Genomic DNA, 21,902 nt, shown 5'->3' with positions numbered 1-21,902 from the left:
CCAGCACCGGGCCGGGGTAACCGTCCGTCGTGACGACTGCCATGACGCTTTCGGCTGCCCTCCCGGCAGCCAGGGGACCGCTCTCCGCGGCCGTGATCGAGGCCCTCGGCCGCGGAGAGCGCGGGGACTTCCCGGAACTGCCCGAGACGGTGGCCGCCGACCCCTTCGGCGAGGACCTCCAGCTCGCCCTGCACGTCTGCTACGAACTGCACTACCAGGGGTTCACCGGGGTCGACCCGGACTGGGAGTGGGACCCCGACCTGCTGCGCCTGCGCGCCGCCATGGAGCGGGTGTTCCTGGCCGCCCTGCGCGCGCACACGCCCGGCGGCGACGACGTCGAGGAGGCGCTCGCGCCGCTGCTCGTCGAGCCGGTGAACGGCACCGGCCTGTCGCAGTTCCTCGCCGCCGAGGGCACCTGGGACCACCTCCGCGAGTACTTCGTGCTGCGCTCGATCTACCACCACAAGGAGGCCGATCCGCACGCGTGGGTGATCCCGCGGCTGCGCGGCAAGCCGAAGGCGGCATTGGTGGCCGTGGAGTTCGACGAGTACGGCGGCGGCCGCGCCGACCAGGTGCACGCCCAGCTCTACGCCGACCTGCTCGACGGCGCCGGGCTGAACTCCGACTACCTGCACTACCTGGAACACGCCCCGGCCTGCATGCTCGCGGTGGTCAACATGATGTCGCTGTTCGGCCTGCACCGCCGGTTCCGCGCCGCGCTGGCCGGGCACTTCGCCGCCGCCGAGATCACCACCGCGCCCAGTGCCCAGCGCATGGAGAAGGCGTTGCGGCGCCTGGACGCCGACGAACGGTGCCGGTACTTCTACACCGAGCACATCGAGGCCGACGCGGTGCACGAGCAGATCATGCGGCGTGACGTCCTCGGCGGCCTGCTGGCGACCGAGCCGGAACTGGCCGGCGACATCGTGTTCGGCATCCAGGCCACCGACCTGGTGGAGCAGCGCTTCGCCGACCACGTGCTGGGCGCCTGGCAGGAGGGCCGCAGCGCGTTGCGCGAGCCGTTGTAGACCTACCCGGTGCTCACCCGCCGCGCGCGGCGGGTGAGCACCAGCACCACGGTCAGGACGAGGAACCCGGCGGCTCCCGCCACTCCCGCCTCGAACGGTGGCCCGGGGATCGGCTCCACGACGGTCCCGCCGGCCGCCGTGCCGATCTCACAGCCCCGCGCGCTGATCGCGGCGCTGAAGTCCTGTCCCTCCAGGCAGCGCTTCGCCTCCAAAGCGGTCACCGCCGCCCAGGCCACCAGCCCGCCGCAGAGCGACATCGCGGTGAGCAGGACTGCGAGCGGCGGTTTCACGGCCGCATCCTACTGGGGGCGGGAAACCTCAGTTCCGCACGCGCTTGCGATGGCTCGTGTCGCAGAAGGGGTACCGCTTGCTGCGGCGGCACGCGCACAACGCCACCACGAACCGGTCCGAGCGCGCGACCGTCCCGTCGGGCATCTCCAGCTCCACCGGGCCCTCCACGAGCACGGGCCCGCCGTCGACGAGCGTCACCTTGCGGGGCTCAGCGTTCCGTCCGATCGGCACGGATCACCACCAGTTCCTCGTGTCGCTGCCCCGGCGCGATGAGCCCGGAGCGTTCCAGGAAGTCGACGCGGCCACGCAGCACCGGGCCGAACGGCTCGATCGCCCGCGCCACCACGGAGGTCTTCAACCCGTTGTCCCGCAGCATCTCCACCGTCTGGCGGGTACCGCACAGCGACGAATGGACCACCAGCATCGTCCCACCGGGGGTGAGCAGGTCGTAGGCCCGGTCGCACAGGCAGTCCAGGTGCTTGCGCCCGTCCACGCCGGCGTCCCAGGCCAGCGCCGCACCGTCGGGGTCCTCGCCCGACTCGCACGGCACGTACGGCGGGTTGGCCAGCACCACGTCGAACGGCGCGCCCTCGATGGTCCGCGAGAGGTCGCCGTGCCGCACCTCCACGGGGAGCCCGCGCACCCGCGCGTTGAACCGCGCGCTCAGCACCGCGGGCAGGTACCGGTCCACCGCGGTCACGCTCGCCGCTCCATTGCGGACCGCGGCGATCGCCAGCGCGCCGGTGCCCGTGCACACCTCGAGAACCCGCGCGCCGGCCGGCAGGCGCGCTTCCCGCATCGCGCGCATCAGCAGCCAGGTGTCCGCCTGTGGCCGGTACACCCCGGGAAGTCTGAGCAGTTTCACCTGTTGCAGGTACCACCAGGAGGAGAAGTCAAACGTTGTCCAGCAGGCGGACGACCGCGCGCTCCAGCACCTCCCGGTCCTCGTCGCCGCGGATGCCGGTGTGGCCGAGCCGGTGCACCGCCGAGGCGATGGTCCTGCCGCGCGCGTGCGCCTCCACGATCCGCGGGTCCACATAGGACTTCCGGCACACCGCGGGGGTGTTGCCCAGCTCCTCGGACACCTCGCGCATCACGGCGGCCTGCGTGCGTTTCAGCCCGCGCTGGGACTTCACCTCTTCGGCTGCCGCGAACGCGGTGGCGGCGAGCACGGTCGCGTTCCACGTCCGCAGGTCCTTCACGGTGAAGTCGTCCCCGACCATCTCCTTGAAGCGCTCGTTGATCTCGTCGGCGTGCACCTCGTGCCAGCCGTTGGGTGTGCGGTACACGAACAACCGGTCGCTTCCCGTCCGCGCGCGGCGCAACGCCTTCACCGCCGCGGCCAGCTCGGCGTCGCTCAGCGTGATGTTGCGTTCGATCCCGCCCTTGGCGGGGTAGCAGAAGGTCAGCTCGTCCCGCTTGACGGTGACGTGCTCGCGCAGCAGGGTCGCGGCCCCGTAGGTGCCGTTGTTCTCGGCGTACTCCTCGCTGCCGACCCGGAAGACGCCCCGGTCGATCATCCGCAGCGCCGCCGCCAGCACGCGCTCGCAGCCCAGACCCGGCTTGACCAGGTCCTCGGCGACCCGCCGGCGCCACTGCGGCAGCCGCTTCGCCAGCTCGACGACGCGCTCGTGCTTCTCCTCGTCCCGCTCCTGGCGCCAGCGGTCGTGGTAGCGGTACTGGCGGCGGCCGGCGTCGTCGGTGCCCACCGCCTGGATGTGACCGTTCGGATACGGGCAGATCCACACGTCGCGCCACGCCGGCGGCACCGCGAGGCTCTTGATCCGCTGCAGAGTCTCCTCGTCGCGCAGCGGCTCCCCCTCGGGGGTGAAATAGCGGAAGCCTCGGCCACTGCGCCGCCGCCGGATGCCGGGCTCGGAGAGCTTGCTCTTGCGCAGCCGCATGGCCATCAGGTGATTTCGCCGCAGGCGCTGGTCACGGCGTCGAGGTCGGGGTAGGTGGAGTCGGGGATCGCGCCCAGGTGCCCGAGCGTGCTGTCGTCCGCGCCGTGGGCCGTGGCCTGGCGGATCAGCTCGGCCCGATCGCACGGGAAGTCCACATCGGACAGCAGTGCGCGGAGTCGTTCCGGGTCGGGCGTGGTCATGGCCGCCGGATACCCCACGTCCACTGCGGCAAACGGGTGCTCGGGCAGACCGGTCTGTCCGGCCGGTTCCGCACCCGGTCCGGCGGGGCTATCATCGGCGCGCCATGACCACCACGCTGCCCGCCGGTGCCCGTGAGCGGATCCTGACGACCGCTTACGAGCTGTTCTCGCGCCGCGGCATCCGCGCCGTCGGCGTGGACGAGGTGATCGCGCGGTCCCAGGTGGCCAAGGCGACCCTGTACCGGCACTTCCCGTCCAAGGACGACCTCGTGCTGGCCTTCCTCGACCGGCGCGAGCAGCTGTGGACCGTCGGCCTGATCGAACGGCAGGCCCGCGCCCGCGGCGAGACGCCGGAGGGCCGGCTGCTGGCGATCTTCGACGTGCTCGACGACTGGTTCCGCTCGCCCGAGGACTTCGACGCGTGCGCGTTCGTCAACGTCCTGCTCGAGATGGGTGCCGACCACCCGCTCGGCCGGGCCTGCATCCGGCACCTGGACACCATCCGGGACATCGTGGCCGGGCTGGCGCGTGAGGCCGGGCTGGCCGAGCCCGAGGACCTCGCCCGCTCCTGGCACCTGCTGATGAAGGGCGCGATCGTCTCCGCCGCGGAGGGTGACACCGATGCCGCCCTCCGGGCCCGCGACATGGCGCGCGACCTGCTGGCCCGGCACCGGAAATAAGCCCGCGACCGGCGTGGTTGCGACCGGTATGACAACCGATGGTCGTGGCCGGGTCCGGACCGAGCCGGGCACCAAGCGCGTACGGGCGGTCTTCGGCGGGCAGGTCGTCGCCGACACGTTGCGCCCGCTCATGGTGTGGGAGGTTCCGTACTACCCGGCCTACTACGTCCCGCGGGCGGACGTGCGCGGCGATTACCTGGTCGCCACCGGCGAGACGGCGCATTCGCCGAGCCGGGGCGACGCCGATGTGTTCACCGTGCGGGTGGGCGGCCGCGAGGCGGCAGGCGCGGCGCTGGAGTACCAGGACTCGCCGCTGGAGGCGCTGAAGGGGCACGTGCGGCTCGACTTCGCGGCGATGGACGCCTGGTTCGAGGAGGACGAGGAGATCTTCGTGCACCCGCGCGACCCGCGGACGCGCGTCGACATCCTCGCCAGCTCACGGCACGTGCGCATCGAGATCGACGGCGTGACCGTGGCCGAATCCCGCAGCCCGCGGCTGCTGTTCGAGACCGGCCTGCCGACCCGCTACTACCTGCCCAAGACCGACGTGCGGCTGGACCTGCTCGAACCCAGCGACACCATCACCCGCTGCCCGTACAAGGGCGAGGCGGAGTACTACTCGGTGCGCGTCGGGGACGCTTTGCACGAGGACGTGGTCTGGTACTACCGGACGCCGCTGCCGGAGAGCCAGAAGGTGCAGGGGCTGGTCGCGTTCTACGACGAAAAGGTCGACGTCTACCTGGACGGCGTGAAGCAGGAGCGCCCGAAGACCAAGTTCGCCTGACGGCCTACCCTGCGGAGCATGAGCGACCGCTTGTACTTCCGCCAGCTGCTGTCCGGCCGCGACTTCGCGGTGGGCGATCCGGTGGCCACCCAGATGGTCAACTTCGCCTACCTGATCGGCGACCGGGAGACCCGGGAGGCGGTGGTCGTGGACCCCGCGTACGCCGTGGGGGACCTGCTGGACGTGCTGGCGGCCGACGACATGCGCCTCACCGGGGTGCTGGCCACGCACCACCACCCCGACCACGTCGGCGGCAGCATGATGGGGTTCACGCTGGCCGGGCTGCCCGAGCTGCTGGCGCGGGAGAGCGTGCCGGTGCACGTCAACCGCGACGAGACGGAGTGGGTCCAGCGGGTCACCGGCGTGTCGGCGACCGACCTGACCGGGCACGACCACGACGACGTCGTGGAGGTCGGCGCCATCCCGATCCGGCTGCTGCACACGCCCGGCCACACGCCCGGCAGCCAGTGCTTCCTGGTCGACGGCCGTCTCGTCGCGGGGGACACCCTGTTCCTGGAGGGCTGCGGCCGGACGGACTTCCCGGGCGGCGACGCCGAGGCGATGTACCACAGCCTGCGGTGGCTGGCGGAGCTGCCGGGCGACCCGGTGGTCTACCCCGGGCACCAGTACTCGGCCGCGCCGTCGGCGTCGTTGTCCTCGGTGAAGGAGAACAACTTCGTCTACCGCCCCCGCAACCTGGACGAGTGGCACACGCTGTTCGGCGGCTAGAGGTGCTCCCGCGCCACCCGCGCGGCGAGGCGCTCCAGCAGCGGCGCCGGCTCGGCGAGGCAGCGCCGCACGTCCGGCTCGATGTCGGTCAGTCCGTAGGCGGCGGTGAAGCCCGCCGACCGGAGGGCCTCCGGCGACAGCGTGTTGCGCCCGGCCAGCGCCACCACCGGGATGCCGCGCTCGGCGGCCGCCGCCGCGATGCCCGCCGGGCCCTTGCCGCGCAGCGTCTGCTCGTCCAGTGAGCCCTCGCCGGTGATCAGCAGGTCCGCGCCCGGCAGCTTCTCCGTCAGCCCGGTCAGCTCCAGCACCACGTCGATCCCCGGCCGGAACGACGCCCCGAGCAGCGCCAGCGCGTACCCGGTGCCGCCGGCCGCGCCCGCCCCCGGCACGTTCGCCACGTCGAGCCCCGACGCCCGCACGACCTCCGCCAGGTGCCGCAGCGCCGACTCCAGCAGCTCGACGTCCTCCGGCGACGCGCCCTTCTGCGGCCCGTACACCGCGGCCGCGCCGTGCTCACCCAGCAGCGGGTTGTCCACGTCGCTGGCCACCAGCAGCTCGACGTCCCGCAGCCGCGGGTCCAGCCCGTCCAGGTCCACCCGTGCCAGACGCCGCAACGCTGCCCCGCCGGGCGGCAGCTCCGCGCCCGCGGAATCCAGCAGCCGCGCACCGAGCGCCTGCAGCAACCCGGCCCCGCCGTCGGTGCTCGCACTGCCGCCCAGCCCCAGCACCAGCCGGGACGCGCCGGCGTCCAGCGCGGCCCGCATCAGCTCCCCGACCCCGAGCGTCGTCGCGGTCAGCGGCGCGAGCTCGTCCAGCAGAGCCAGCCCGGACACCGCCGCCAGCTCGATCACCGCCGTGCCGTCCCGGCGCGCGTAACCCGTCGAGACCGGCTCACCGACCGGCCCGCTCGCCCGCACGGGCACGAACTCGAAGCCCGCGGCCACCGCGGCGGCCACCGTCCCGTCGCCGCCGTCGGCGATCGGGCACTCCAGCACCTCGGCCCCGGGACGCCCGCGCCGCAGCCCGGCCGCGATCGCGGCGGCCACCGCTTCGGCGGGCAGGGAGCCCTTGAACTTGTCCGGAGCGACGACGACCCGCGTCACACCTGCGCCCCGTCGCCGTCCGGCGGGCCCTGCTTGACCCGCAGCAGCAGCAACGCGATCGCGGTCGCCAGCGCCAGGATCCCGAGCGGGGTCGCGACGGTGGTGCTCACGCCGACCACCCCGGGCACGATCAGCAACAGCAGCCCGGCGACGAAGAACAGCAGCACGACGAAAGCGCCCTTGCCCGGCCGCGGCAACGGCGGCGGCTCCGGCGGCACGTAGTGCTCGTCGTCCCCGGCCGGGTCGTCGCCCAGCACGGTGTCCTCCCACGGGGTGCCGCCACCGCGCCAGCCCGCGTCGGCGACCGGTTTCTCCGGCTCCGCGGGTTTCTCCGGCTCGGCCGCTTCGGGCCGCGCGGGCGTCCGCTCGGCCTCGTCGTCGATCAGGCCGACCCCCTCGGCCCGCAGGTCCGCGACGATCGCCGCGAAGGTGGCGTCGACGTCCTCGGGATCGGGAACGCGTGAGTTCATCGGGCCCCCACCTGCCCCGGGTCACGGACCGCTTCCACGAACTCGACACTACGCCGGAAGATGAGCGGCGCGTCGTGGTCCAGGGTCGCGACGTGGAAACTCTTCTCCAGCACCACTTCCGTCACGTCCCGGCTGCGCACGCCGGACAGCACGATGCGCGCGTTCTCGGGTTCCACGACGTGGTCAACGAGCGAGTGCAGCAGGAGGAGCGGCTGCGTCACCCGGGGCAGGTCGGCCCGCACGAGCTTCCACAGCCGGGCCAGGCTCGCCGCCGCCCGCACCGGAACCCGGTCGTAGGCCAGCTCGGTGACGCCCGGCTTGGCGATGTCGTTGGCGACGCCGCGCGACCACGGCACCACCCGCGACAGCACGGGCAGCAGCTTGGTGTCCCAGCTCAGCCGCGTGACGGACGGGTTGACCAGCACCAGCCCGGCGACCGCGTCCCCGTGCTGCTGGGCCAGCCGCAGCGCGAGCGTCCCGCCCATCGACTGACCGAACACGAACACCGACCGGCAGCGCTCCCGCAGGTCGAGGAACTCGCGCTCGACCGCGCCGTACCACTCGGGCCAGCCGGTCTTGTTCATCTCCTGCCACGTCGTGCCGTGGCCGGGCAGGCGCGGCAGCCGCACGGTGAACTCCCGCGCGGCCAGGTGCTCGGCCCAGCCCCGCAGGCTCTGCGGCGTGCCGGTGAAGCCGTGGCACAGCAGCACCCCGACCTCGGCCGAACCGGTGTGCGCGAACGGTTCCGCACCGGCGAGCACAGGCATGGCATCCGCCCCTCTCCTCCGAACGCGGCCCCATCGTCGCATGCCCCGGCCCGCTCCGGGACCGCCCGTCGCGCGCCGTCCCCCGGCTGTGACCTCCCGCCCACTGCGGGTGCGGCCGTTGTGCGGTTGGACGCCGTTTCCTACCCTGGACGCGGCAGGCTGTTCGGGCAGGTAGGAGGGCACGTCGCGTGCTGTACCGGTTGCTGAAGTACGTGCTGCTCGGGCCGGTGCTCCGGCTCCTGTGGCCCACGAAGGTGACCGGGGTGGAGAACGTCCCCGACACCGGGGGCGCCATCCTCGCGAGCAACCACCTCGCGGTCGCCGACTCGTTCTTCATGCCGCTGCGCGTCAAGCGCCGCGTCACCTTCCCGGCGAAGCAGGAGTACTTCACCGAGAAGGGCGTCAAGGGCACCCTCAAGAAGTGGTTCTTCACCGGCGCGGGCCAGATCCCGATCGACCGCTCCGGCGGCTCGGCCGCGCAGGCGGCGCTGGACACCGCGATCCGGCTGCTGCGTGAGGGCAACCTGCTCGGCATCTACCCGGAGGGCACCCGCTCGCCGGACGGCCGCCTCTACAAGGGCAAGACCGGTGTCGCCCGCGTCGCGCTGGAGGCCGGTGTCCCGGTCATCCCGGTCGCCATGATCGGCACCGACAAGGTCAACCCGATCGGTTCCAAGATGTGGATCCCGCGCCGGCTGGAGATCCGGTTCGGCAAGCCGCTGGACTTCTCGCGGTACGCGGGCCTGTCCGGGGACCGGTTCGTCGAGCGGTCCATCACCGACGAGATCATGTACGCGTTGATGGAGCTGTCCGGCCAGGAGTACGTCGACATCTACGCGGCCAGGGCCAAGGAACTGATGGCCGCCGAGGCCGCCGGGGTGCGCGCGGTGGTGCCGGCGCAGAGTGGCGTGCCCGACGTCGACCGGGTACCGCAGACCAAGGCCGGCTAGGCGCCTGTCTAAGGTGCTCCGGTGCGGTTTTTCTACGACACCGAATTCATCGAGGACGGCGTGACGATCGACCTGGTGTCGATCGGTGTCGTGGATGAGCGGGGACGCGAGTTCTACGCCGTCTCCACCGACTTCGACCCCGCCAAGGCCGGCCCGTGGGTGCGCGAGAACGTCCTGCCGAAGCTGCCCTCGCCGGCGGACCAGGCGTGGCGCAGCCGGGCCCGGATCCGGGAAGACCTGCTGGAGTTCTTCGGGCGCCCGCCCGGCGGGATCGAGCTGTGGGCCTGGTACGCGGCTTACGATCACGTCGCGCTGGCCCAGCTGTGGGGCACGATGCCCGAGCTGCCGCGCCAGCTGCCCCGGTTCACGCGCGACCTGAGGCAGCGGTGGGAGGACGTGGGCAAGCCCAAGCTGCCCCTACCCCCGCAAAACGCGCACGACGCCCTGGCCGACGCCCGCTTCAACCTGGAGCGCTGGCGCATCATCGACGAGGTACGACGCCGCAAGGGCTACCCCGCCTGACCAACCCCACCACCCGACCGCCACCCGGCAACGCAAAGCACCAACCGCCCGAGCCACCCCTCTCCCGCAACCCGATCCCCAGCCAAATCGGTTGCCGAGCAGTCGGGTCAAGGCATGCTTTCCCGCCTTGACGCGACTTCTCGGCAACCGAACACTGAAAGATCGGGTTCGGGAGGGCACCAATCGGGGCGTAGCGAAGCGAAGCCGGCGATTGAGAAACCCGCGTAGCGCCCTACCGCCGCGCAGCCACAGCGGAAGCCAGCCGGTCCAGCAGCTCCCCAGTGCTCCGCCAATCCAGGCAAGCATCGGTGATCGACTGCCCGTACGCCAGCTCCCCGGCCCGCCCCAGCACGAGATCCTGCCGCCCGGCCTCGAGGAAGCTCTCCAGCATGATCCCGGCGATCCCGCGCTCCCCGGCGGCGATCCGGTCCGCGATCTCCCCGGCCACCACGCCCTGCCGCACGTGGTCCTTGCCGCTGTTGCCGTGGCTCGCGTCGATGATCACCCGCTCCGGCAGCCCCGCCTTCGCCTGCCGCGCGAGGGTGTCGGCCACCGTCGCCGCGTCGTAGTTCGGCCCGGCGGAGCCGCCGCGCAGGATGACGTGGCAGTCCGGGTTGCCGGCCGTGGTGAACAGCGCCGCCAGGCCGTCGTTGTTGATCCCGGCGAACACGTGGCTCGCCGCGGCCGCGCGGGTCGCGTCCACCGCCACCTGCACGTCGCCCTCGGTGGAGTTCTTGATCCCGACCGGCATGGACAGCGCGCTGCACAGCTGGCGGTGCACCTGGCTGGCCGCGGTCCGGGCGCCGATCGACCCCCAGCTCACGGTGTCGGCGATGAACTGCGGCGTGATCGGGTCCAGGAACTCGCACCCGACCGGCAGGCCCAGCGCCGAGATGTCCAGCAGCAGCTTGCGCGCCATCCGCAGGCCCTTGTTGACGGCGTAGCTGCCGTCCAGGTCCGGGTCGTTGATCAGGCCCTTCCAGCCCAGCGTGGTGCGCGGCTTCTCGAAGTACACCCGCATGATCACGTGCAGCTCGTCGCGCAGGCCGGCAGCGTGCTCGGCCAGGCGGTGGGCGTAGTCGAGGGCGGCCGCGGGGTCGTGCACCGAGCACGGGCCGACGACCACGATCAGCCGGTCGTCGTCGCCGTTCAGGATGTCGACGGCGGCGGCCCGGCCCTGCGCGACGGTCTTGGCGATCGCCGCGTCCACCGGCAGCTCCTGCCGCAGCAGGGCGGGCGAGATCAACGGGCTGACGCCGAGGGTGCGCTGGTTGTCGAGGCCTTCGGTGACGTCCGCGGGGCCTGCGCTGAGAGACATGTACGGGGGTTTCCTTTCGGTGACCGGCCCGCACGAGTCCCTGACGAGCCGGTCGATCTCCGGCTCCAGGGTGGAAGGTCAGCGCGCAGCGAGGCCGCCGGCTGGCCCACCCAGGGCCGGCCCGCTAAACCAGAAATAGCGCTGCACGTCCGACACCCTAGCACCCGCTCCCGCCGCTTTACCGATCAAGGGTGACTACCGCTACTCTGGCGATCGCCAGGTGTGACCAGCACAACTTTTCGGAGGTCTGATCAGATGCGTGTCGGCGTGCTGACCGGTGGCGGCGACTGCCCCGGGCTCAACGCGGTGATCCGCGCGGTGGTCCGCAAGGGCATCGAGACGCACGGGTGGGAGGTCGTCGGCTTCCGCTCCGGCTGGCGCGGCCCGCTGACCGGCGACAGCCGGCCGCTCGGCCTCGCCGACGTCGAGGAGATCCTCAACCGCGGCGGCACCATCCTCGGCTCCTCGCGCACCAACCCGTACAAGGAGGAGGACGGCGTGCAGCGGATCAAGTCCGTCCTCGCCGAGCAGGGCGTGGACGCGCTCATCGCGATCGGCGGCGAGGACACCCTCGGGGTCGCCAAGAAGCTGACCGACGACGGCGTCGGCGTGGTCGGCGTGCCCAAGACGATCGACAACGACCTCGCCGCCACCGACTACACGTTCGGCTTCGACACCGCGGTGCACATCGCCACCGAGTCGATCGACCGGCTGCGCACCACCGCCGAATCGCATTACCGCGCGATGGTCGTCGAGGTCATGGGCCGCCACGCGGGCTGGATCGCGCTGCACGCCGGCCTGGCCGGTGGCGCCAACGTCATCCTGGTGCCGGAGCGGCCGTTCTCCGTCGAGCAGGTCGTGGAGTGGGTCGAGCGCCGCTTCGAGAAGATGTACGCGCCGATCATCGTGGTGGCCGAGGGCGCGGTGCCGGAGGGCGGCGCCGAGGTGCTCAAGACCGGGGAGAAGGACGCGTTCGGGCACGTTCAGCTCGGCGGCGTGGGCACCTGGCTGGCCGACGAGATCGCGGCGCGCACCGGCAAGGAGTCGCGCGCGGTGGTGCTCGGGCACACCCAGCGCGGCGGCACGCCGACGGCCTACGACCGGGTGCTGGCGACCCGCTTCGGCCTGCACGCCGTGGACGCGGTCGCCGACGGCGACTTCGGCACGATGGTCGCCCTGCGCGGCACCGACATCGTCCGGGTCAAGCTCGCCGAGGCGACCGCCGAGCTGAAGACCGTGCCGCCGGAGCGCTACGAGGAGGCCGAGGTCTTCTTCGGCTGATCGCGCGGGGCGCGGCGGACGACCGCCGCGCCCCTACTTTCGTCGTGTTCAGTGGTCTGAACCATTGTCGGATTGGTTCAGACCTCCTACCGTCGCAGGTGTCCCCTCCGGCCCTCAGGGAGGCATCATGCGCAGACTCGGCCTCGCACTCGGCGGACTGTTCGCCGCGGTCCTGATGACGATCACCGCCGCACCGCCCGCCGCGACCGCGGCGCCCGTGGGCAAGCTGCTCGGCTACTTCGCCGAGTGGGGCGTCTACGACCGGGCGTACTACGTCAAGAACATCCACACCAGCGGGTCGGCGGCCAAGCTGACCCACATCAACTACTCGTTCGGCAACGTCACCAACGGCCAGTGCGCCGTGGGCGACGGCTACGCCGCCTACGACATGGCCTACTCGGCCGCCACCAGCGTCGACGGTGTGGCCGACACGTGGGACGCCGGCGCGCTGCGCGGCAACTTCGGGCAGCTGCGCAAGCTCAAGCAGATGTACCCGAACCTGAAGGTGCTGTGGTCCTTCGGCGGCTGGAACTGGTCCGGCGGGTTCGGCCAGGCCGCGCGGAACCCGGCCGCGTTCGCCGAGTCCTGCTACCGCCTGGTCAACGACCCGCGCTGGGCGGGCGTGTTCGACGGCATCGACATCGACTGGGAGTACCCGAACGCCTGCGGCGCCACCTGCGACACCAGCGGCGCGGGCGCGTTCCCGGCCCTGATGTCCGCGCTGCGATCGCGCTTCGGCGGCCAGCTGGTGACAGCCGCGATCACCGCGGACGGGTCGTCCGGCGGCAAGATCGACGCGGCGGACTACGGCGGCGCGGCGCGCTACGTCGACTGGTACAACGTGATGACCTACGACTACTTCGGCGGCTTCACCCCGGCCGGCCCGACCGCGCCGCATTCGCCGCTGACCTCCTACGACGGCATCCCGGTCGCCGGCTTCCACTCGGACGCGGCGATCCAGAAGCTGAGGTCGAAGGGGGTGCCGGCGAGCAAGCTGCTGCTGGGCATCGGGTTCTACGGCCGCGGCTGGACCGGCGTCACCCAGGCGGCCCCGGGCGGCAGCGCGACCGGCCCGGCGCCGGGCAAGTACGAGCAGGGCGTCGAGGACTACAAGATCCTCAAGGCGCGCTGCCCGTCCACCGGGACGATCGCCGGAACCGCCTACGCCAAGTGCGGCTCGGAGTGGTGGAGCTACGACACCCCGGCGACCATCGCCGGGAAGATGAGCTACGCCAAGAGCCAGGGCCTGGGCGGCGCGTTCTTCTGGGAGCTGTCCGGCGACACCGCCGACGGCGAGCTCATCACCGCGATGAACTCCTGAGCCCGCCCGGCCGGGTCCGTCCCCGTGGCGGACCCGGCCGGGGGTGCCGGTGCCGGGGATTATCGTGGCGCGGTGACGAAGTTCGCCGGATTCGGAGAGCACGCGGTCGAGTTCTACGACGGCCTGAGCGCCGACAACTCCAAGCCGTACTGGGAGGACCACGTCGAGATCTACCGGTCCGACGTGCGCGGCCCGATGGAGGCGCTGCTCGCCGAGCTCACCCCGGAGTTCGGCCCGGGCTTCGGCGAGGGCAAGGTCTTCCGCCCCTACCGCGACGTGCGCTTCTCGAACGACAAGACCCCGTACAAGACGCACTGCGGCGGCGTCATCGAGCAGGGCCGCGGCGGCGGCGCCTACTACGTGGAGGTCTCGTCGGCGGGGATGCGCGTCGGCGGCGGCTGCTTCCACCTCCAGTCCGACCAGCTGGCCCGCTTCCGGCAGGCGGTCGACACCGACATCCACGGCAAGGCGCTGGAGGACATCCTGGCGAAGCTGCGCCGCGCCGGCTGGACCGTCACCGGCGACGCGATGAAGACCAAGCCCCGCGGCTACCCCGACGACCACCCGCGGCTGGAGCTGCTCAAGCACCGCTCCCTGTACGCCGTGAAGTCCTGGGACCCGGACGACACCCTGCACGAGCGCGCGTGCCTGGACCGGGTCCGCAAGGCCTGGCGGCAGGTCCGCCCGTTCAACGAGTGGGCACGCGACCACGTCGGCGTCAGCGAGAAGCCCCGCCGCTGACCTCCCCGGTTCGGGTGAACTCGGCTCCGATCCCGTTGTCCGGCCTCTGAGCAGCCGTGACGCGGCTCACTGGTGAACGTTTCCTGAACCGTTCGAGAGATCGGTACAGACGTGCGCGGGGTAAGCGACTACGCTATTGGGACGTGAGCCGACGCGCGAAGATCGTTTGTACTATGGGCCCCGCGACCGCCACCGCGGACAAGGTGAGAGCCCTTGTCGACGCCGGGATGGACGTGGCGCGGCTGAACTTCAGCCACGGCAGCCACGGCGACCACAAGCAGGTGTACGACCTGATCCGGGAGGCCGCCGCCGAAACCGGGCGCGCGGTCGGCATCCTCGCCGACCTGCAGGGCCCGAAGATCCGGCTCGGCACCTTCGCGGGCGGCCCGGTCGAATGGCGCACCGGTGACGTCGTGTGCATCACCGTGGAGGACGTCGCCGGCACCCACGACCGGGTCTCGACCACCTACAAGGGCCTGGCCAAGGACGCCAAGCCGGGCGACCGCCTGCTCGTCGACGACGGCAAGGTCGGCCTGGTCGTGAAGGGCGTCGAGGGCCCGGACGTGGTGTGCGAGGTCACCGAGGGCGGCCCGGTCAGCAACAACAAGGGCGTCTCGCTGCCCGGCATGGACGTCTCCGTGCCGGCGCTGTCGGACAAGGACGTCGAGGACCTGGAGTTCGCGCTCGAACTGGGTGCCGACTTCATCGCGCTGTCCTTCGTCCGCTCGCCCGCCGACATCGACCTGGTCCACCAGGTGATGGACCGCGTGGGCAAGGGCCGCCGCCCGGTCATCGCGAAGCTGGAGAAGCCCGAGGCGGTCTACAACCTCGAGGCGATCGTGCTGGCCTTCGACGGCGTCATGGTCGCCCGTGGTGACCTGGGCGTCGAGCTGCCGCTGGAGCAGGTGCCGCTGGTGCAGAAGCGGGCGATCCAGATCGCCCGGGAGAACGCCAAGCCGGTCATCGTCGCCACGCAGATGCTCGACTCGATGATCAACAACTCGCGCCCGACCCGCGCCGAGGCCTCCGACGTGGCCAACGCGGTGCTCGACGGCGCGGACGCGGTCATGCTCTCCGGTGAGACGAGCGTGGGCCGCTACCCGATCGAGACCGTGCAGACCATGTCGCGGATCGTGGAGGCCGTCGAGGCCGACACCCCGGCCGTGCCGCCGCTGTCGCACGTGCCGCGGACGAAGCGGGGCGTCATCTCCTACGCGGCGAAGGACATCGGCGAGCGGCTCAACGCCAAGGCGCTGGTCGCGTTCACCCAGTCGGGTGACACGGTCCGCCGTCTGGCCCGGCTGCACACGCGGCTGCCGCTGCTGGCGTTCACGCCGGAGGAGAGCGTGCGCAGCCAGCTGGCGCTGACCTGGGGCACCCACACCGAGCTGGTGCCGTCGGTGGACTCGACCGACCGCATGATCAAGCAGGTCGACCGCGCGATGCTGGAGACCGGGCGCTACCAGGACGGCGACCTGGTGGTGATCGTGGCCGGTTCCCCGCCGGGGACCGTCGGGTCGACCAACCTGATCCGCGTGCACAAGCTCGGTGAGGACGACCACGCCTGAGGGGTGCCCCGTAGGCTTCTCCGCATGACTGAGCTGGCTCGGGACGCTGCCGCGGGACTGGACGTCCAGGAAGGCGCCGGCGGGCAGGCCGTCCTCGACAACCTCGTCGCGCTGCTCGACCTGGAGCGCATCGAGGAGGACATCTTCCGCGGGGTCAGCCCGCCGCACTCGCCGGTTCGGGTGTTCGGCGGGCAGGTGGCCGGGCAGGCGCTGGTCGCCGCCGGGCGGACCGTGCCGCCGGAGCGGAGGGTGCACTCGCTGCACGCGTATTTCATCCGCGGGGGTGACCCGCGGGTGCCGATCGTGTACGAGGTCGACCGCATCCGCGACGGACGGTCGTTCACCACGCGCCGCGTGGTGGCGGTGCAGCACGGCAAGGCGATCTTCGCGTTGTCCGCGTCGTTCCAGAAGGTGGAGCCGGGGCTGGAGCACGCGGACGCGATGCCGGACGTCCCGGAGCCGGAGACGCTGCCGACGTACGCCGAACGGCTCGCCGAGTTCCCGCAGGCGCTGCCGGACGTGCGCAAACGTCCCCGGCCGATCGACATCCGGTACGTCAACGACCCGCCGTGGGTGACCCGGCAGACCGGCGAGCGGCCGGGCCGCAACCAGGTGTGGATGCGCGCGGACGGCGTGCTGCCGGACGACCAGCTGCTGCACGTGTGCGTCCTGACCTACGCGTCGGACATGACCCTGCTCGACTCGCCCCTGGCGAGGCACGGCGTGTACTGGGACCTGGACCGCGTGCTGGGCGCCAGCCTGGACCACGCGCTGTGGTTCCACCGCCCCTTCCGAGCCGACGAGTGGTTCCTGTACGACACGGAGTCCCCGTCGGCCTCGGGCGGCCGCGGGCTGGCCACGGGCCGCTTCTTCAGCCGGGAGGGCCACCTCATCGCGACGGTCGTGCAGGAGGGTTTGCTGAGGGTCGTGCCGCCCGACGGCCAATCCTCGCAGCGAGACTGAGGCTGGCACCGCAGGCGTGTGAGGCCCCACCGAGCGCGCACCGAGCCGCCGCGAAGGGGCCGGACCAGGCTGGCGCACCCGGCCATCGCCGGAGGTGCCCCGGCTGCGCTGAGCTGGTGCGCGCTGAAAGTGATCCTTCCCGCGTCGGCCGGTCAGCGGGGCCGCCTCGATCCCACCTCCGACGGCCGCGCGCCCCTCAGCCCAGTGGGCTCAGCGAAGCTGCCCGCCGGCGCCGGAGGTGCTTCGTCCGTGGCCGCACCACGTCCTCGATCCCCGGGCCCAGGCTGAGCTGCGCCGCGAGGTAGGCGCGGCACGGCGTCCGCCCGCGGCGGCGGAAGAACAGCCGCGACACGCGGCCGCGGCAGACCGGGCAGTGGCCGCGCGCGTCCGGGGCGTGCGTGGCCAGCGTGGCACGCAACGCTTCCACCAGCAGCGGGATCTCCCGGGCGGCGAGGTCGACCTCGTGGGCGGAGCCGGCGAGATCCACCGATCGGCTGAGATCGTCCAGCCGGCGCTGCACGGACGTCTGCAGTGGACCGACGATGGTGTCGCGGTCGAGCACGCCGCCTCCTGGGGAAGTTCAGTTCGCGCGGGCAAGATTACCGCGGCATTATGCAATTTGCAGACCGCTAACCGCCGAAGATACCTCAACGGGGTGAGCTGCCCCGGCTGGGTTTTCGGATTCTGCTGGTTAGATGGAACGGGTTGTCCACGAGCCGCCGGGGGGAATGCGCGGGCCGGAGTGGAGGAGCGGACATGAGTCGGGGTCAGGGTCCTACGATTCGCCGGCGGCGGCTGGCGAGTGAACTGCGCCGGTTGCGTGAGGCCGCGGACCTCACGATCGACGAGGTCGCCGAGAAGCTCGAGTGTTCCGCGTCGAAGATCAGCCGCATCGAGACCGGCCACGTCGGCGTCACGCCACGCGACGCGCGCGACATGCTGGAGCTGTACGGCATGACCGGTGACGAGCGGGAAGCGCTCGTCCAGCTCGCCCGCGAGGCCCGCAAACCGGGCTGGTGGCAGGCCTACAAGGAGGTCTTCACCGGCACCTTCGTCGGGCTGGAGGCCGACGCCAGCTCGCTGCGGGCGTTCCAGGCGCTGCTCGTGCCCGGCCTGCTGCAGACCGAGCCGTACGCGCGCGCGGTCATCCGCGCCATGCGGCCGGACGCCGGGGAGTCCGACATCCAGCGCCGGGTCGCCGCCCGCACCGCCCGCCAGCAGCTGCTGACCGACCCGAACCCGCCCGAGTACTGGGCCGTCATCGACGAGGCGGTGCTGCACCGCGTCGTCGGCGGGCCGGAGGTGATGGCGCACCAGGCCGAACGGCTGCTGGCTGTCGCGCAGCTGCCGCACGTCACCATCCAGGTGGTCCCGTTCGGGGCGGGCGCCCACCCGGGGATGGAGGGACCGTTCCTGATCCTCGGATTCCCGGAGCAGGCCGACCCCGATGTGGTGTACGTGGACAGCACTTCGGGTGGTTTTTTCCTCGAGCTGCCCCCCGATGTGCGCCGCTATATCCTCATGTTCGATCATTTGCGTGCGACGGCTCTGAAACCGGACGACTCGGTCGAGGTGATCGCCGCGGCCGCCGAACGTTTTTCCGGATAACGGTTGCCGGTGAGCCGTACCCAACGTGTGCCTGGGAAGTGAGGAGCGGGGAGAAATGTCCCATGTGGAGCGATTTGCCCCGGTGTGGCGCAAGAGCAGCCACAGCGGTGGCGGGAACGACTGCGTCGAGGTCGCGATGATCACCGGAGGTGTCGGCGTCCGCGATTCCAAGAATCCCGGCGCGGGCGAGCTGCACGTGTCCGCCGACAGCTGGCGCGGCCTGCTCCGCGCCGTCGGCGCGCTCGACCGCGCCTGAGGTAAGCCGAACGGACGACCCCTTACGCCGCCGAGCAGGGGATGAGGCGGGGTAAGGGGTCGTTTCGCGTCCGGGACGAGGTGATCGTCCGATGCCGGGAGGCGGCCCTCAGGACGACTCTGAGGTTCACACGAGGAACTGAGAGAGCCGGAAGAGGGAACTCCCGATGCGCAACGAGTTGATGTTCGACGCAGTCATGGCCGAGGTGGCCTACCGCCGGGAGCAGCTGGAGAAGGCGAGCCGGCCCGGCCCCCGCTGGTTCGGGCGGGCCAGGAACAAGGCCGGGGTCCGCGTGCCGGAGCAGCGCCGTCCGAGCGCGGCCGAGCTGGTACAGGCCCGGTAGGGGGCGGGTGTGGGTCCGCCCACGGTGAAAAGTGTGCCGGTTTTGTCGGTGGAGTGCGACAGAATGATGGTCGTGCCCCGCCTAGGTTCCGGAATCCCACTGGTCGCCCGTGCCGACGAGATGCGACGGCTGCGTGCCGCCTTCGCCGCCGCCGAGCGGGGTGAGGCGGGCGCGGTCCTCGTATCGGGTGACGCCGGGGTGGGCAAGACCCGGCTGCTCACCGAGCTGGCCGAGCACGCCGCGTCCCGCGGTGCGCTCGTGCTCAGCGGGCGCTGCCTGGACGTGCGGGAAGGCGGCCTGCCCTACCTGCCGTTCGCCGAGGCGTTGTCGCCGCTGAGCCTGGACGACGATCCCGAGGTCGCCGAGGCCGTCCGGGTCCGGCCGGCGCTCGCGCGGCTGCTGCCACAGGGGGCCACGCCGCCGTTGGTGAGCGGTGACCACCTGGTGCCGGACACCTCCGGTGAGCGGGACGTGCCGTACCGGGTGCGCCCGGAGCAGGACCTCGGGCAGCTGCAGCTGTTCGACGCGGTGCTGGGCGTCCTGACGCAGGTCGCCGCGCACCGGCCGGTGCTGCTCGTGCTGGAGGACCTGCACTGGGCCGATTCGTCCAGCCGGAACCTGCTGTCGTTCCTGCTCAACCGGCTGCGGGGGCAGCGGTTGCTGGTGGTCGGCAGCTACCGGGAGGAGGACGTGTACCGGCGGCACCCGCTGCGGGCGATGCTGGTGGAGCTGGTCCGCCTGCCCGCGGTCGAGCAGATCGAGCTGCGGCCGTTCGGCACGGCGGAAGCACGGGCGTTCGTCGAGGCGCTGGCCGACGGGCCGGTGTCGCCCGAGATCGTCGGATGGGTCGCGGAGCGGTCGGAGGGCAACCCGTTCTTCGCCGAGGAGCTGATGGCCGCGGGGGTGGACTGCGAGGACCTGCCTGCGGGGCTGGCCGAGGTGCTGCTGTCCCGGCTGGAACGGCTCTCGCCCGAGGCCCGGCGGGTGGTCCGGACGATCTCGGCGGCCGGTGACTCGGTGGCGCACGCGGCGCTGGCCGAGGTCACCGGGCTGGGTGAGCTGGAGCTGGACGAGGCGCTGCGTGAAGCGGTGCACCACCACGTGCTGGTCATCGAGCGGGGCGCCTACACGTTCCGGCACGCGTTGCTGCAGGAAGCGGTGTACGGGGACCTGCTGCCCGGGGAGCGGGTCCGGATGCACGCGGCCTACGCCGAACGCATCCGCCGCATCCCGCAGGGCCGCGGCCACGACGCGAAGCTCGCGTACCACAGCCTGCGCAGCCGGGACCTGAAGACGGCGCTGGCCGCGTTGCTGCAGGCCGCCGACGAGGCCGAGCGGCTGGGCGCGCCCGGTGCGGCGCTGCGGCACACCGAGCAGGCGCTGGAGATCTGGGACGCGGTGCCGAAGGAGGACCGGCCTGCCGACATCAGCGAGCTGCGGCTGCTGCAGGAGGCGTCCTACTTCGCGGGCACCTCGGGGGAGCCGGAGCGCGCGATCGCCTACGCCCGGTCGTCGGTGCAGAACCTGTACGGGGTGCCACGGGAGAAGGCGGCCAAGGCGTGGCGACGGCTCGCCGAGGCGCTGCTCAACGCCGAGGGGACGCTGCACGAGGCACTGAACGCCATCAACCGGGCGTGGGAGCTGGTCGCGGAGGGCGAGCCGAGCAAGACGCGGGCGTGGGTGCTGGCCACCCGGGCCGCGATCCTGCGCAGCGCCGGCACGCACGAGGACTCGCAGTGGAACGCGCACGCCGCGGTCGCCGACGCGCAGGCTGTCGGCGCCACGGGTGCGGAGGCCGCGGCCCTGGTGACGCTGGGCGCGCTGGCCGACGGCGCGGGCAAGCCGGGCGAGGCGCGCGAGCGTCTTCGCGAGGCCGAGAACAAGGCCCGCGACTCCGGCGCGCTGAACGTCGAGCTGCGCGCCCTCTGCTTCCTCGCGTTCAGCTACGAGGACCTGGGCGAGTACGGCCCGGCGATGGACATCTACCAGCGCGGCATCGAGCGGGCCGAGCAGACCGGGCTGACGTGGAGCATCTACGGGCTGGAGATGCGCGCGCGGCACCTGACGCTGCGGTATCTCACCGGCGATTGGCCGGCGATGGCGAGCACGAACGCGCCGGCCCGGGGTGTGTCGAGTGTGCTGGCGGCGCGGATGACGTCGTCCTGGCTGCCGTTCGCGGTCGCGCGGGGCCGGGTGGACACCGCGCGGAAGTACCTGGGGGAGTTGCGTCCGCACTGGCGGGCCGAGCCGCTGACGGCGGTCGTGAGCGGCGCGACGGGCGCCGAACTGGCGTTGTGGGAAGGCGAGTACGAGCAGGCGATCGCGTGGGTGCGGAAGGTCACCGAGTTCCTGCTGTCGTTCGACGAGGGGTACCTGCTCGGCACCGTCCGCCTCGGCGCACTGGGGGTCGAGGCGGCCACGGCGTGGGCGGTGAGCGCCCGGAAGCGTGGTGACCACGGCGTGGCCGAGCAGGCGGTCATCGCGGGCCGGAAGCTCATCGAGCACGTCCGGTACGCCGGCGAGAACGGCAAGCCGCGGGCCCAGACGCTCGGCCCGGAGGCGCGAGCGTGGCTGGCGCGAGCCGAAGCCGCCGCGAGCGGACTGGAGGGCCCGGCCGACCCGGCGCTGTGGGCCGCGGCGGTGGCCGCGTTCGACTACGGGGCGGTGTACGAACAGGCGATCTGCCGCTGGCACCACGCGGAAGCGCTGTTGGCCGCCCAGGGCGACGCGGGCCTGGCCGCGAAGGAACTGCTGGCCGCCCACGACGTCGCCGACCGCCTGCGAGCCGAACCCCTCCGCGACGCGGTGCGGGAGGTCGCGCGGCGAGCCCGCATCGAGATCCCGGGCGTGGAGCCGAAACCGGCCACCCGTCCCACGATCGACCCGCTGACCGAACGCGAACGAGCCGTCCTGGAACGAGTGGCGCTGGGCCGAACGAACCGACAGGTCGGCGAAGAGCTGTACATCAGCGAGAAAACGGTGAGCGTTCACCTGTCCCGCGTGATGGCGAAACTGGGAGCCAGCCGGAGAGCCGAAGCGGTAGCCATCGCCTACGACAGGGGCCTGCTGACTTGA

At 72.0% G+C, this 21,902-nt stretch carries 25 protein-coding genes; 15 read left to right on the top strand and 10 right to left on the bottom strand.

What is annotated here, in order from left to right; all coding sequences use genetic code 11:
- The first annotated feature begins 41 nt into the window (after positions 1-41).
- Positions 42-1,028, top strand: a complete 987-nt coding sequence (locus D0D15_RS07490; protein WP_162830521.1) for an iron-containing redox enzyme family protein — start codon at positions 42-44, stop codon at positions 1,026-1,028.
- A 2-nt stretch (positions 1,029-1,030) separates the two neighbouring features.
- On the opposite strand, the gene D0D15_RS07485 is transcribed toward D0D15_RS07490, so the two are convergent.
- Genes D0D15_RS07485 through D0D15_RS07465 form a run of 5 tightly spaced genes read right to left on the bottom strand, consistent with a single transcriptional unit; the run spans position 1,031 to position 3,423 of the window.
- Complete coding sequence (locus D0D15_RS07485; RefSeq protein ID WP_094008305.1) at positions 1,031-1,318, bottom strand: hypothetical protein; 288 nt, start codon at positions 1,316-1,318, stop codon at positions 1,031-1,033.
- Positions 1,319-1,346: 28 nt separating this feature from the next.
- Positions 1,347-1,550 carry a CDGSH iron-sulfur domain-containing protein gene (locus D0D15_RS07480; RefSeq protein ID WP_094008304.1) on the bottom strand — a complete coding sequence of 68 codons (204 nt, stop codon included), beginning with the start codon at positions 1,548-1,550 and terminating at the stop codon, positions 1,347-1,349.
- The gene (locus tag D0D15_RS07475; protein WP_094008303.1) at positions 1,528-2,184 is read right to left on the bottom strand and encodes a HemK2/MTQ2 family protein methyltransferase; all 657 of its coding nucleotides are present in this window, start codon (positions 2,182-2,184) and stop codon (positions 1,528-1,530) included. The genes D0D15_RS07480 and D0D15_RS07475 overlap by 23 nt, the downstream gene beginning before the upstream one ends.
- Before the next feature lie 28 nt (positions 2,185-2,212).
- Positions 2,213-3,223 (bottom strand): DNA topoisomerase IB, encoded by a 1,011-nt coding sequence (locus tag D0D15_RS07470; protein ID WP_094008321.1) that lies wholly within the window; start codon positions 3,221-3,223, stop codon positions 2,213-2,215.
- A 5-nt stretch (positions 3,224-3,228) separates the two neighbouring features.
- On the bottom strand, positions 3,229-3,423 hold the full coding sequence (locus D0D15_RS07465; protein WP_094008320.1) for a DUF2795 domain-containing protein: 195 nt from the start codon (positions 3,421-3,423) through the stop codon (positions 3,229-3,231).
- A gap of 104 nt (positions 3,424-3,527) precedes the next feature.
- Here D0D15_RS07465 and D0D15_RS07460 point away from each other — a divergent pair, with 104 nt between their 5' ends.
- Genes D0D15_RS07460 through D0D15_RS07450 form a run of 3 tightly spaced genes read left to right on the top strand, consistent with a single transcriptional unit; the run spans position 3,528 to position 5,616 of the window.
- Positions 3,528-4,103: a TetR/AcrR family transcriptional regulator gene (locus tag D0D15_RS07460; protein ID WP_094008302.1), complete on the top strand. Its 576-nt coding sequence runs from the start codon at positions 3,528-3,530 to the stop codon at positions 4,101-4,103.
- A gap of 28 nt (positions 4,104-4,131) precedes the next feature.
- Positions 4,132-4,887, top strand: a complete 756-nt coding sequence (locus D0D15_RS07455; RefSeq protein ID WP_094008301.1) for a DUF427 domain-containing protein — start codon at positions 4,132-4,134, stop codon at positions 4,885-4,887.
- 18 nt (positions 4,888-4,905) lie between these two features.
- A complete protein-coding gene (locus D0D15_RS07450; RefSeq protein WP_094008300.1) occupies positions 4,906-5,616 on the top strand; it encodes an MBL fold metallo-hydrolase in 711 nt (236 codons plus the stop codon).
- Here the strand turns inward: D0D15_RS07450 and D0D15_RS07445 are convergent.
- From D0D15_RS07445 to D0D15_RS07435, 3 genes are read right to left on the bottom strand one after another with little or no spacing between them, the layout of a single operon-like run.
- On the bottom strand, positions 5,613-6,719 hold the full coding sequence (locus D0D15_RS07445; protein ID WP_115944326.1) for a glycerate kinase: 1,107 nt from the start codon (positions 6,717-6,719) through the stop codon (positions 5,613-5,615). The genes D0D15_RS07450 and D0D15_RS07445 overlap by 4 nt on opposite strands.
- The gene (locus tag D0D15_RS07440) at positions 6,716-7,189 is read right to left on the bottom strand and encodes a hypothetical protein (protein WP_094008298.1); all 474 of its coding nucleotides are present in this window, start codon (positions 7,187-7,189) and stop codon (positions 6,716-6,718) included. Before D0D15_RS07440 ends, D0D15_RS07445 begins: the two co-directional genes overlap by 4 nt.
- On the bottom strand, positions 7,186-7,956 hold the full coding sequence (locus D0D15_RS07435) for an alpha/beta hydrolase (protein ID WP_094008297.1): 771 nt from the start codon (positions 7,954-7,956) through the stop codon (positions 7,186-7,188). Before D0D15_RS07435 ends, D0D15_RS07440 begins: the two co-directional genes overlap by 4 nt.
- 188 nt (positions 7,957-8,144) lie before the next feature.
- Here D0D15_RS07435 and D0D15_RS07430 point away from each other — a divergent pair, with 188 nt between their 5' ends.
- Both D0D15_RS07430 and D0D15_RS07425 read left to right on the top strand, forming a co-directional pair.
- Positions 8,145-8,906 carry a lysophospholipid acyltransferase family protein gene (locus D0D15_RS07430; protein WP_094008296.1) on the top strand — a complete coding sequence of 254 codons (762 nt, stop codon included), beginning with the start codon at positions 8,145-8,147 and terminating at the stop codon, positions 8,904-8,906.
- A gap of 21 nt (positions 8,907-8,927) precedes the next feature.
- A complete protein-coding gene (locus tag D0D15_RS07425; RefSeq protein ID WP_094008295.1) occupies positions 8,928-9,428 on the top strand; it encodes a polyadenylate-specific 3'-exoribonuclease AS in 501 nt (166 codons plus the stop codon).
- Between the two features lie 232 nt (positions 9,429-9,660).
- Here the strand turns inward: D0D15_RS07425 and D0D15_RS07420 are convergent, their stop codons facing one another.
- Positions 9,661-10,746, bottom strand: coding sequence for a 3-deoxy-7-phosphoheptulonate synthase (locus D0D15_RS07420; RefSeq protein ID WP_094008294.1), 1,086 nt, complete (start codon positions 10,744-10,746; stop codon positions 9,661-9,663).
- A 255-nt stretch (positions 10,747-11,001) separates the two neighbouring features.
- Here D0D15_RS07420 and D0D15_RS07415 point away from each other — a divergent pair, with 255 nt between their 5' ends.
- From D0D15_RS07415 to tesB, 5 genes are all read left to right on the top strand, one after another.
- A complete protein-coding gene (locus D0D15_RS07415; protein ID WP_094008293.1) occupies positions 11,002-12,027 on the top strand; it encodes a 6-phosphofructokinase in 1,026 nt (341 codons plus the stop codon).
- A 127-nt stretch (positions 12,028-12,154) separates the two neighbouring features.
- Complete coding sequence (locus tag D0D15_RS07410; protein WP_094008292.1) at positions 12,155-13,348, top strand: glycoside hydrolase family 18 protein; 1,194 nt, start codon at positions 12,155-12,157, stop codon at positions 13,346-13,348.
- A 72-nt stretch (positions 13,349-13,420) separates the two neighbouring features.
- On the top strand, positions 13,421-14,089 hold the full coding sequence (locus tag D0D15_RS07405) for a DUF2461 domain-containing protein (protein ID WP_094008291.1): 669 nt from the start codon (positions 13,421-13,423) through the stop codon (positions 14,087-14,089).
- 143 nt (positions 14,090-14,232) lie between these two features.
- On the top strand, positions 14,233-15,657 hold the full coding sequence (gene pyk / locus D0D15_RS07400; protein ID WP_094008290.1) for a pyruvate kinase: 1,425 nt from the start codon (positions 14,233-14,235) through the stop codon (positions 15,655-15,657).
- 24 nt (positions 15,658-15,681) lie between these two features.
- Positions 15,682-16,620: an acyl-CoA thioesterase II gene (tesB, locus tag D0D15_RS07395; RefSeq protein WP_094008289.1), complete on the top strand. Its 939-nt coding sequence runs from the start codon at positions 15,682-15,684 to the stop codon at positions 16,618-16,620.
- Positions 16,621-16,816: 196 nt separating this feature from the next.
- Here the strand turns inward: tesB and D0D15_RS07390 are convergent, their stop codons facing one another.
- Positions 16,817-17,182, bottom strand: a complete 366-nt coding sequence (locus D0D15_RS07390) for a hypothetical protein (RefSeq protein WP_115944325.1) — start codon at positions 17,180-17,182, stop codon at positions 16,817-16,819.
- A gap of 194 nt (positions 17,183-17,376) precedes the next feature.
- Between D0D15_RS07390 and D0D15_RS07385 the strand changes: the two genes are divergently transcribed.
- The 4 genes from D0D15_RS07385 to D0D15_RS07375 all read left to right on the top strand — a co-directional run bounded on the left by D0D15_RS07385 (position 17,377) and on the right by D0D15_RS07375 (position 21,902).
- On the top strand, positions 17,377-18,228 hold the full coding sequence (locus D0D15_RS07385; RefSeq protein ID WP_094008287.1) for a helix-turn-helix domain-containing protein: 852 nt from the start codon (positions 17,377-17,379) through the stop codon (positions 18,226-18,228).
- A gap of 55 nt (positions 18,229-18,283) precedes the next feature.
- Positions 18,284-18,484 (top strand): DUF397 domain-containing protein, encoded by a 201-nt coding sequence (locus D0D15_RS07380; protein WP_094008286.1) that lies wholly within the window; start codon positions 18,284-18,286, stop codon positions 18,482-18,484.
- Positions 18,485-18,650: 166 nt separating this feature from the next.
- The gene (locus tag D0D15_RS36245) at positions 18,651-18,827 is read left to right on the top strand and encodes a hypothetical protein (RefSeq protein ID WP_167481465.1); all 177 of its coding nucleotides are present in this window, start codon (positions 18,651-18,653) and stop codon (positions 18,825-18,827) included.
- Positions 18,828-18,890: 63 nt separating this feature from the next.
- A complete protein-coding gene (locus D0D15_RS07375) occupies positions 18,891-21,902 on the top strand; it encodes a helix-turn-helix transcriptional regulator (protein WP_094008285.1) in 3,012 nt (1,003 codons plus the stop codon).

Source organism: Amycolatopsis thermalba (assembly GCF_003385215.1).
Lineage (GTDB): Bacteria > Actinomycetota > Actinomycetes > Mycobacteriales > Pseudonocardiaceae > Amycolatopsis_E > Amycolatopsis_E thermalba.
The sequence above is the reverse complement of the archived record's forward strand: the minus strand, read 5'-3'. Positions and strand labels throughout refer to the sequence as shown.